This is a genomic window from Cognatundibacterium aquatile, assembly GCF_014699135.1.
In the GTDB taxonomy this organism is placed as follows: domain Bacteria; phylum Pseudomonadota; class Gammaproteobacteria; order Burkholderiales; family Burkholderiaceae_D; genus Undibacterium; species Undibacterium aquatile.
In genome coordinates, this window is record NZ_JACOFT010000003.1 from 406,148 (window position 1) to 417,561 (window position 11,414).

At 52.8% G+C, this 11,414-nt stretch carries 8 protein-coding genes and 1 riboswitch; of the genes, 2 read left to right on the forward strand and 6 right to left on the reverse strand.

Going from position 1 to position 11,414, the window contains the following annotated elements:
• Positions 1–82: 82 nt before the first annotated feature.
• A riboswitch (cyclic di-GMP riboswitch) is annotated at positions 83–169 on the forward strand.
• Between the two features lie 60 nt (positions 170–229).
• Complete coding sequence (locus tag H8K26_RS10355) at positions 230–2,602, forward strand: S53 family peptidase (protein WP_190479309.1); 2,373 nt, start codon at positions 230–232, stop codon at positions 2,600–2,602.
• A gap of 166 nt (positions 2,603–2,768) precedes the next feature.
• On the opposite strand, the gene H8K26_RS10360 is transcribed toward H8K26_RS10355, so the two are convergent.
• The gene (locus H8K26_RS10360; protein WP_317889266.1) at positions 2,769–3,140 is read right to left on the reverse strand and encodes a DUF2798 domain-containing protein; all 372 of its coding nucleotides are present in this window, start codon (positions 3,138–3,140) and stop codon (positions 2,769–2,771) included.
• Positions 3,141–3,191: 51 nt separating this feature from the next.
• Entirely contained in the window at positions 3,192–3,629 is a 438-nt protein-coding gene (locus H8K26_RS10365; protein ID WP_190479311.1) for a hypothetical protein, read from the reverse strand.
• A 354-nt stretch (positions 3,630–3,983) separates the two neighbouring features.
• Between H8K26_RS10365 and ylqF the strand changes: the two genes are divergently transcribed.
• Positions 3,984–4,916, forward strand: a complete 933-nt coding sequence (ylqF, locus tag H8K26_RS10370) for a ribosome biogenesis GTPase YlqF (protein ID WP_186883067.1) — start codon at positions 3,984–3,986, stop codon at positions 4,914–4,916.
• A 61-nt stretch (positions 4,917–4,977) separates the two neighbouring features.
• On the opposite strand, the gene H8K26_RS10375 is transcribed toward ylqF, so the two are convergent.
• The 4 genes from H8K26_RS10375 to H8K26_RS10390 form a co-directional block, all read right to left on the reverse strand.
• The gene (locus H8K26_RS10375) at positions 4,978–6,555 is read right to left on the reverse strand and encodes a methyl-accepting chemotaxis protein (protein ID WP_190479313.1); all 1,578 of its coding nucleotides are present in this window, start codon (positions 6,553–6,555) and stop codon (positions 4,978–4,980) included.
• A gap of 66 nt (positions 6,556–6,621) precedes the next feature.
• Positions 6,622–8,769: a sensor domain-containing protein gene (locus tag H8K26_RS10380; RefSeq protein WP_190479316.1), complete on the reverse strand. Its 2,148-nt coding sequence runs from the start codon at positions 8,767–8,769 to the stop codon at positions 6,622–6,624.
• A 166-nt stretch (positions 8,770–8,935) separates the two neighbouring features.
• Entirely contained in the window at positions 8,936–10,600 is a 1,665-nt protein-coding gene (locus tag H8K26_RS17740) for a methyl-accepting chemotaxis protein (RefSeq protein ID WP_190479317.1), read from the reverse strand.
• 62 nt (positions 10,601–10,662) lie between these two features.
• Positions 10,663–11,163: a chemotaxis protein CheW gene (locus H8K26_RS10390; protein WP_190479319.1), complete on the reverse strand. Its 501-nt coding sequence runs from the start codon at positions 11,161–11,163 to the stop codon at positions 10,663–10,665.
• Between the last annotated feature and the right edge of the window lie 251 nt (positions 11,164–11,414).

Here is an 11,414-nt window from a genome sequence, read left to right on the forward strand (position 1 = left end):
CGCTGTTATTCCGCCGGCATACTCCTTACACTCAGCATCGTTTACTTTATTCGTATGTATTCGTATCGCATTTGCGGTGCGACGATTCTGAGGGCAAATCTGTCGAAAGGCAGAGACGCAAAGCCTCCGGCCTACAGCGCTGACGCGCCACGGTAGCGGGGTTGCTGACTATCCTGTGATGTCATCAGGTATTTCGCGTGGCCCTCGCTAACAACAGAGAGCTGAGCCCATGCCTGTCACCAAACCTGTCCCCCGGATTCTTACTGCCAGTCTGCTTGCCTTGCTGAGTGCCTGTGGCAGTAATTCTGATAATGCGTCGCTGAATCAGGCACCTGCCGCGATTGCGACTGCGACCACGACACTCAGTGCGGATGTTGTCCAATTGCCGGAAACGGCAGCGTCGCAGATAGCACAACCGACATTTCACGTTGCCCCTGTGTTGCTCGATACGCCAACCGATATCGATGCGTTGAACAGCAGCGCGTCGGCACTGATGGGGCCGCGTCAACAGGCGATACCGGAAGAATTTCAGCAATTATCCGATCGTGGCCTGACCGTGACTGCGATGCAGGAAGTGCAGGCGCAACAGGGCGCGCAGGGGGCACGTGTGCGCTCTTTACCGGGTAACAGCGTGATACAACCGCAAGCCACGTCCAGCGTGGTATCGACTTATACGCCGGCGCAAATCCGTGCGGCATACGGTCTTGCAGCTCTGCCTGCAAGCATGACCGGGCTGACAGCCGCACAGGCCGCGCAACTTGGCGCAGGACAAACGATTTATATCGTCGATGCGTATCACGATCCGAATGTTGCCGCCGAACTGGCGGCGTTTAATCAAAAATTCGGTTTGCCTGGTTGTACTGCGAAAACTCTGGCGGCCACCAGCGCCTTGCCGTTGGCAGCACCGGCGACCAACGCTTGTGAATTAGTGCTTGCCTACAACACCGCAAGCGGTACACTGACTGGCACTGCTCCAGCATACAACTCTGGCTGGGCGACTGAGATCACACTCGATGTGCAGTGGGCGCATGCAACTGCACCGCTGGCACGCATCGTTCTGATCGAGGCCGCCGATGCTTCGCTGAATAGCTTACTCGGTGCGGTCAAACTGGCGAACGCGATGGGGCCGGGCGTGGTGTCGATGAGTTTCGGCGCGGCAGAAGGTAACTGGACAGCGTCGGTCGATGCTGCTTTCAGTGCCGCCAAAATGACGTATCTGGCAGCGACCGGTGATTCCGGTGCTGCCGTCAGCTGGCCTTCGGTTTCGCCTTATGTGGTGGCGGTTGGCGGCACTTCACTGACGTATTCCGGCAGCGGCGCGCGGGTTGAAAGCGGCTGGTCAGGTACTGGTGGCGGCACTAGCGCCTACACGGCTTTGCCGGCTTATCAGAACAGCAGCGTTCCCGGCATGGGCACGCTTGCCCGTCGCACTGTCGCCGACGTAGCGTTCAATGCGGACCCATCGACTGGTCAGTATGTGGCTGTCATCAACCCAGGTAGCGCAACGGTCAACTGGATCAGCGCCGGTGGCACCAGCTTATCGACGCCACAATGGGCGGGTATCGTCGCGGTGGCAAATGCGACCCGCGCGCAACTGGCAAAAGCCCCGCTGGGCCAGCCACACAGCCTGTTGTATGGTCAGATTTCTACCGTGCCGGGAACGTATGCCAGCACGTTTGCTGACATTACCAAAGGCTCAGACGGAACCTGTGCCAGCTGCTACGCGAAGACGGGTTACGATCAACTGACGGGTCTGGGGACGCCGAACATCGGTAATCTGATCAGCACGCTGACAGGAACTGCAATCGCGCCGACTGCACCGGTGGTGACTGGCGCTGCGATCAGCGGGCAGGTTGGTACAGCATTGACTTTCACTGTTTCGGCAACGGCAACAAATCCGCTGACGTATGCGCTGAGCGGTGCACCGTCGGGTATGACGATTGCCAGCACAGGCGTCGTGACATGGACGACACCTGTCGCGGGAACCTATGCGGTGACGGTCACTGCAACCGATAGCAAAACAGCGCTGAGTGGCAAAGCGGTTTACAACATCACGATTGCTGCGGCGAAGGCACCGGTGGTGACGGGCGGCACGATCAGTGCGAAAGCAGGCACACCGTTGTCATTCTCTGTCGTGCTGACTGCTGCTAACCCTGTGACGTATAGCCTCAGTGGCGCACCGGCCGGTATGGCGGTCAGCACCAGCGGTGTCGTCAGCTGGGCAGCGCCAGTAGTCGGTACATATAACGTGACTGCGATCGCCAAGGACAGCAAAACAGGACTCAGCGGTCAGGCGGTATACACCATTGTTGTGTCGGCAGCGGTAGTCAGTGGTCCTGTGATTACGGCTCCAGCGATGACCGGTGTGGCAGGTAAAGCGCTGACAGGGCAGATCAGTATTTCTGATCCGGGCGTCAGCTGGGTATCGATATCGATTTCCGGCGTGCCTCTGGGGATGAGTTTTTCCATGAGCAGTAGTCTGGCGATCACCGCCAGCTGGCCAGCGCCAGTTACCGGCAGCTATACCCTGAAAGTCGTGGTGACCGATTCCGCCGGACGCACGGCACAGGCATCGGTGCCAGTCACGATTACAGCGAAGTAAAACAACACGGCTGCGCATCGTCACGATGCCAGCCGATGAGATTGATACAAAAAACGCCCATGTGATTCAGACATGGGCGTTTTTTTATTTCACTCTTTGATGAGTTGAACTATGCATTGAGTTCAACGATATTTCCCGGCAAATTTATAGCCAGCGCGCCTCTGCATCAAGGATGTGGCGCGACCACCATCGCCGTCATTTTTCTGACCACGGGCAGAATCAGCAGCAAGACGGGAAAGGCAACGAGCCATGAAATTCCCCATGAACCCATCCACATCGCGACGAAATTATTCGCCAGACCGACGCTGCGCAAAGTGCTGATGGCAGAGACGATGCAGGTCATGATGACAGACAAAAAGAAGGGCATGACGATGCCGGCATAACGTGCCGGTAGTCTGGGTAAACCGGATGGCTTGCTTGGTGATGTTGAGGGCATAAAAAATCCAAAATTCGGGCGATGCTCTGGCAACAAAGTCAGATCATCACAGCGTTTGTTTTCAGGGTATTGCGGCGGACGTACTGCTGACAGTTTTTCCACCTGATGCAGAGTGCGCTTATGTTACAAGAGCACAGAAAAAGACGCAGACATTTACTTTTCGCCGCTGCCTTCCTGTTGGCACAGACGATCAACCGGTATCGGGCCGAATACTTTTTGCAGGCCGCCGATACCGCCGACCTGTTTGATGAATACTTGCTGGCGTGACTGGTGCACGGCCAGTGTGTAATGGTAGCTGTCTGAAATTCTCGGGCCGGTCGTTGGCATCGCAGTCACCACGATGAGTTCACTGTCCGGCGGCAAGGCGGCGCTTTGCGGAAATGCATGGGCCGCTGCCTGCGTCACACCGACAGTCTGAAAGCAAGGCGATAAATTGCGGATGATTTTTTCTGTCAGCTGGCGATCGCTGGAATTCGCAGGCTCTTTCATCATGGTCTCGGCATAGATATTGGTGGATAGCAGCGCGGCGCACAGCAACGCCGCAAGGTGTTTAAGCATGCGTGTCAGCAGAGAGGTGGTGGACGGCATCATTTTTCCTGGCGATGTGATGAAGACAGGTTCAGCCGGATGTTGACCAGCAATATCACAATATAAACGAAAAACCGCCAACGCATTGCCGCATCATTGCCACATAACAGCGATCAGCGTACCGGTTGCGCTCAGCGGCTCAGAATAGCGTTATTCCAGCCGTATAAGGCCAAAAAATACTGGGGGGAGTATATTTTAAAGCCCTTTATTTACTTAGAGATTAAGGCAAAAATCGCATATACCCCCCTATTTATGCAGATTATTGGGGCAAAACACAAACTTCTGCGCAGATTCTGCGTGGAGCAGGGCAGAGTTCCGTACAATATCGCTTTGTTTTTGCTGATAAGAAGAATACGCATGTCGATACAATGGTTCCCCGGCCACATGAACGCTGCCCGCAAGAAGGCGGCGGAAACCATGGAAAACACCGATCTGGTGATAGAAGTGCTGGATGCCCGCATTCCGCAGGCGAGTTGCAATCCTATGGTGGAGCAACTGCGCGTTTTCCGCCAACGCCCTTGCCTGAAAATTTTAAACAAAGCCGATCTGGCTGATCCGAATGCCACTAAATTCTGGCTGGATTACTACAACGCCCAGAAAGACGTGTTTGCGGTCGCCATGAGCTGCAAAAAACCGGCAGACGTTGCCAAGGTGCCCGGTTTTGCACTGAAGCTCGCGCCGCATCGTGGCGTGCCGACCAAGCCTTTGCGCATGATGATCATGGGCATTCCTAACGTCGGTAAATCGACGCTGATGAATGCCTTGCTGAAAAAACGCGTCGCCAACGTCGGTGATGAACCTGCGGTGACCAAGACGCAGCAACGCCTGTATCTCGGTAAAAACATGATATTGACCGATACGCCGGGTATGTTGTGGCCGAAGATCGAACATCCTACCGACGGCCTGATGCTGGCAGCCAGCCATGCGATCGGTATCAATGCGCTGATCGAAGAAGAGATCGCCACTTTCCTCGCCGAGCAATTGCTGATTCATTATCCGAAGTCATTAGTGACACGCTACGGCTTTAATCTGGAAGGCATGGATGCGGTAGCCGTGATCGAAGGCATCGCACAAAAACGCGGTTATAAACTCAAGGGCGGCGACTGGGATTTTGAAAAAGCCTCGCATACCTTGCTGCTCGATTACCGCAGCGGTGCTTTGGGCCGTATCAGTCTGGAAACGCCCGCCAGCCGCGAACATTTGCTGGCGACCTATGTGCCGCCAGTCTTGCTGGGACAGGGCAAGAGCGTACAAACCGGCATGGAGCCGGAAGCCGACGAGCAAGAGTAAGCCAGGCCATCGTTAGCAGTAACGATGGCAGACCATTCAGACTACGCCGCGTCCGCAAGTGTCAGCGGCGTATTTTTTTATCCAGCTTAAACACCGCCAGGGCCTGTACGACTTTGATGGTTTGCTCCTGCAAACTGTTGGCGGCAGCAGCAGCTTCTTCGACCAGTGCGGCATTTTGTATGGTCACATCATCCATGTGACGGACGGCGGCATTCACCTTGGCGATACCGGCACTCTGTTCGCGTGATGCCGAAGCAATTTCACCCATGACATTGCGGACATTTTGTACTGAGCTGATGATGTCGCGCATGGTATCGCCGGCGGCTCCGGCCAATGACGTTCCTGCATCAATTTTTTCGGCGGAAAGCTGAATCAGATCTTTGATTTCTTTTGCAGCGTTCGCACTGCGTTGTGCCAGATGCCGCACTTCGGTGGCAACCACGGCAAAGCCACGCCCTTGTTCGCCTGCGCGCGCCGCTTCAACGGCCGCATTGAGCGCCAGAATATTTGTCTGGAATGCGATACCCTCAATCAGGCTGATGATATCGACCACTTTTTTGGAAGACGTATTAATGTCATTCATGGTCGAGACAACCTGTGACACGATGGCGCCGCCTTTGTCAGCGACCTGAGAGGCATCGCCTGCCATCTGGTTCGCCTGTACCGCGTGCGCCGTATTGTGATCGACGGTCGTGGCCAGTTGATTCATGCTGGAAGCCGTCTCTTCCAGTGCCGCGGCCTGCGATTCGGTACGTTCCGATAAATCCATATTGCCAGCGGCGATTTCGCTGGTGGCGATACGGGTTTGGTCTGAGCTGCGGCGCACATCACCGACAATCGAATACAGATTGATATTTAACTGGCGCAAGGCGCGCAGCAATTGACCCATATCGTCTTTACCGTGGCTGTCTATCTCCTGCGTCAGATCACCGCCCGCCATGATCTGACTGGCTTTCAGCGCCTGATGCAAAGGCACGATCACGGCGCGATGCAAGGCGTGCCAGAAATTGAACGCGGTGACAATGCCAATCGCTGACAAGGCTGTCAGCCAGCCCGAGGGCTCAGAATTAAAAAACAGATTCTGTACCAGCATGGCACTCATCAGCAGAATCAGAAAGCCAAGATTCCAGTTGGCGCGCTGTTGCAGTGACAGATAGCGCAATGTATTCCACACACCAGCGATGCCAGTCAGTTTGACGCTGCCGCGACTGATTTTAACTTTACGTGGATTGCCCGCTTTGATTTCTTTATACAAGGCCGCGGTTTGCTGCACCAGTTCACGTCCCGGTTTCGTTCGCACCGACATGTAGCCGACCGGACGGCCATTTTCGACGACGGGCGTAACATTCGCCAGCACCCAGTAAAAATCACCGTTTTTGCAGCGGTTTTTGACCATGCCGGTCCACGGCTGCCCGCTTTTGATGGTGGCCCATAAATCGGCAAATGCTTCGGCTGGCATATCCGGATGGCGCAGAATATTTTGCGGCTGACCGATTAATTCATCTTCGGTATAACCGCTGACCTGAACGAAATAAGGGTTGGCGTAGGTGATGTTGCCTTGCAGATCGGTAGTGGAGACAATGGTTTCAGTATCGCTGAGTATGTACTCGTGATTGGTGACAGGCGTGTTAAGACGCATAGTATTTTATTCTGAATGTAAAGGGGAGACGGATAGCCGGATACTAAGCCCGACCGTTTTTTTAGTTCACGCGATGTCCGTTGAACATCGCAGCCAACGTGAGGCAAATATTGGCGCAGGTTCAGGGCGACCAAAGTAATATCCCTGCGCGTGATCGCAATCGAGCTCGAGCAAGCTTGTTGCCTGCTCCGGAGTTTCTACTCCTTCGGCGATCGCTTTGAGGCCGAGGTTGCGCGCCATACCAATGATGGTGGTAACAATGGTATGGTCATGATGCTCATTGAGCATGTCACGAATAAAAGAGATATCAATTTTTAATGTGTCCACAGGGAAACATTTTAAATAGGAAAGAGAAGAATAGCCAGTGCCAAAATCATCGATCGATAAAGCAAATCCCATTATCTTCAGCGATTTCATGATATCGATAGACTGCGCTACGTTATGCATCAGGCTGCTTTCTGTCAGTTCCAGCTCTATGCATGCCGGACTGAGACCTGCGTTCCGCACGGTTTGCAGGATTTTGTCGGCCAGTTCCGGGTCGCTGAGTTGCTGGGCTGACAGATTGATCGCCAATCGGCCATGAAAATGGTAGCCCGCCGTTCGCCACGCACAAATCTGACGACAGGCTCGTTCGAGTACCCATAAGCCTAACTGCGCCATCATGCCGCGCGCTTCTGCAATCGGAATAAATTGCGCCGGGCTGATCCAGCCGCGCTCTGCATCGTTCCAGCGCAACAAGGCTTCCGCGCCGTCAATCTCGCCAGTCTTCAGATTGATTTTGGGTTGGTAATACAACTCTAATTTATCCGCATTCATTGCCTGATTCAGATTTCTGGCAATGTGCATCTGCTCATTCAGGTCGGCACTCATTTTCGCCTGATAAGCGATATAACCTGCGCCTGTCGTTTTCGCTTTATACATGGCAATGTCGGCGCACTTCATCAGGTCATCGGCATTGTCGCTGTCTTCAGGATAAAACGATAAACCTATGCTGACCCCGACTGAAAAATGATCATTGCCGAGGCGCAGCGGCGCCAGCAGCGTCTGTTGCAGACGCTCGGCTATCATCGCTGCGGCAACCTGATCTTCAACTTCGGTGACGATGATGAATTCATCACCACCCAGCCGCGCCAGTGTTTTTTCGCCGCGTAGCGTTGCTTCAAAACGCTGTGCGACTTGTATCAATACCTGATCACCAACATCGTGGCCTTGCGTATCATTAATTTCTTTAAAGCGGTTCAGGTCCAGGAACAGGATCGCCAATCGTCGTTGATAACGGCTGGCATTACTGATCGCTTGCCTCAGCCTGTCCATGAACAGCATGCGGTTTGGCAGTCTGGTCAGGCTGTCGTATAAAGCCAGATGACGGATTTTTTCTTCAGTCGCTTTGCGCTCGGTGATATCGGTATTAATAATAAGAATCGATTTTGGCCGCTTGTTTTCATCCCTGACCAGCGTGCGCTGGCTTTCCACAACGAATGGTGTGCCATCTTTGTGTCGCTGTGAAATTTCACCGCGCCATTCACCGTCTTCTATCGTTAGACGTGTTACTTCATTAAACGCTGCTTCATCATCCCACAATAAATTTTCCGGGGAATTACCAAGCGCTTCGTTGCACGTCCAGCCATATAGCTTTTCTGCCGCCTTATTCCAATACGAAATATGATGATTGATACCAATGACAATAATCGCGTCGCTGGCTTTATCGAGCAGCGATGCCTGATTGCGGTGGTGGGCGGCATTAGCCAGAGTCTCTTCACGTAAGCGGTGCTCTTCGGTGATGTCTTCGATTGTGATCAGTGAGTGTTGTTGCGCATGGTCGCCGACGATATCTGTAAGGGTGATGCGCAACTGGCTTTTTTCGTGAGGAATACTCAGATAGCGTTTTCCTGTTTTACCCGACAGAAACGGATGTAACACCTGTGGAGATTCAAGAGCCGGTAACAGTGTGCGCAAATGCTGGCCTGCCATCTGATTGGCATGATCAAGTCCGAGGATTTTGCAGACGCCATCATTCACGCTCAACACCAGCAGAGCTTCATCGATAATGATGAGCCCCACATTCAGGCTGGCGACGATACTGTCTGCATACGGTTGCAGCAAACTGCCTGGCCTTGTATTTTCCGGTTTGTTGATGGCGTGCGAGGGCAGTGATGCTGGCGCTGATGATGTCGTATCAGCGACAGGTATTTTCTTGAGCAGTCTGGCTATCATGATCAGCTTCTGTTCTGTCCGGCCATCACATTCACCTCGTATAGTTTATTTCTTCATGCGATACGATTGAACCGGAGGGGGGCGCTGTCATGCTGCGTTTCTCCGGAGTTCCGTTATGATCAGTTGCGGAGCATCGCGTGTGAAGGGCGAGCCCCGGCCAGGATAGTTAAGTGTTAGTCAGACGTTTTGCCGGATTCTGCATCATAGTACGCCGGACTGCTGTAGCGGCTTTTTGCGTGTGCGATGCCACCGTGCTGGCTGAGCTGGCTGTGTTTGCCACGATCTGTGTGCTGTCTATCCGGAATACATCGACTAATTCTGACAGATTGCTTGCCTGATCTTCGAGGCTGGCCGCTGCTGCCGCCGCTTCTTCAACCAGCGCCGCATTTTGTTGCGTCACTTCATCCATCTGTGCGATGGCCTGATTGACCTGTTCTATGCCTGTGCTTTGTTCATGGCTCGCTGCGGTAATTTCCGCCATGATGTCGGTGACGCGGCGAACGCTGCTGACGACCTCGCTCATCGTGGTGCCGGCTTTATTGACCAGCAGCGTACCTGCCGACACCTGATCGACAGAATCACCGATCAGCACCGTAATTTCTTTCGCGGCAGCAGCACTGCGCTGAGCCAGATTGCGGACTTCGCTGGCAACGACGGCGAAGCCACGGCCTTGTTCGCCAGCACGCGCTGCTTCGACAGCGGCATTGAGCGCCAGAATGTTGGTCTGGAATGCGATGCCATCAATGACGCTGATGATATCAACGATTTTTTTCGACGAATTATTGATGGATGACATGGTGCTGACGACTTCAGAGACCACATCGCCGCCTTTGATCGCCACATCAGACGCTTCTGCTGCGAGTTGATTTGCCTGACGCGCATTATCTGCATTCTGCTTGACGGTACTGGTCAGCTCTTCCATCGATGCGGCGGTTTCTTCTAATGAACTGGCCTGTTCCTCGGTGCGCGATGACAGATCCAGATTACCGGCAGCAATCTGTGTTGAAGCGGAAGCGATAGTGTCGGTTCCTGTTCTGACCTGCGCCACGATTCTGACCAGGCTGCTATTCATGTCTTTCAGCGCCTGCAACAACTGCCCAGTTTCATCGCTGGATTCGACTTGAATCTTGCTGGTGAGATCCCCATCGGCAATCGTGCGGGCAATCTGCACCGCCTGATTCAAGGGCAGGGTAATGCTGCGTGTTGTCCAGTAAGCGAAGCCGCACGCCAGCAGGATCGCGATGATCGCGATGCCCGACAGCATATTTCTGCTGTTCTGATAATTTTTCTCGGCATCTTCACCACTTTTGACCATGATGGTGCCAATCAGCGCGATCAGGTTTTGTACCTGAGAAAAATATGCAGTCTGAGCCTGTACGACAGACGACAACAGATATTCACCCGCTTCCTGTTTTTTTCCTTCGCTGATTAATTTCAGATATTCGTTTTGAGTCACTACATATTTACTGCGAGCTTCTTTCACCTCATTGAAAACCTGCTTACCCTTTTCAGTTGAAATCGTTTTGTCGAGCTGGGCAATTTTTTCGCCGACACGGGTAACGTTAGATTTAATTTCGCTGAGCGCTGCTTTAATTTTTTCAGGATCTTCAGTGATCAGTAAATTTCGCATTGCAAGTGCATTGAAATTAATTCCATCAAGTATTTCATTGGCGAGCACCACTTTAGGGTAACGGTCGTTGACCAGTAGACTGGTGCCGTCGTTGAGTGAACTCATGCGATTAACGCCAAACAAGGTCATACCGATCAACAGCATCACGACGATACCAAAACCTATGCCTAATCTTGTGCCGACTTTCATATTCATGTTCATTTGTATTCTCTTCTGGTGAGTGAGGTGATACGGGCTCGTCTGTCTTCATCCGGTGGCGAAGATTATTCAGAGAGCTGTTCTATTAAACCCATGTCACCGCTGGAAATGAGTTTGTCTATGTCGATCAGAATCAGCATGCGGTCATCTAATGTGCCGACGCCAATTAAATGGCCGGTATTGAGCGAGCCGATATCGGGTGCTGGCTTGACTTGTTCTTGCACCAGATTGATGACGTCGGAAACACTGTCGACGACCATGCCTATCACACGCTGGCAGACGTGAAGAATAATGACAACGGTGAATTCATCGTAGGCCGGATTGTCCAGATTGAATTTGATGCGCATATCGACGATGGGCACTATCACCCCGCGCAGATTTATCACGCCTTTGATAAAGTCCGGCGCATTGGCAATCCGTGTCACCGCCTCGTAGCCGCGAATTTCCTGCACCCGCTGAATGTTAATACCGTATTCTTCTTTGCCCAGTGTGAATGCCAGAAACTCCAGTGAACTCAGCCCGGCGACGGGATTCGGGGTGGCATTGTTATTGTCTGTCAGTTGCATCACTATCCTTCGCATTCATTGAAAGGGATTTCTTTTTTATCTGATCAGCGTTCTCGCGGCAAAAGCAGGTTACTCACCTGAGACAAAGAGGCGTTTCGCTGGCAGACCTGTTGAGAAAATATCGGATCAGAATCGCACCATCAATGTGATGAGAGCGCGGAAATTATTTCCAGGTGGAAATGTTAATCTGATTAATTATATCGAGTCAATCGAATTTATCGATTTGTTGTTTGCAAGTGGACAGAGGATTG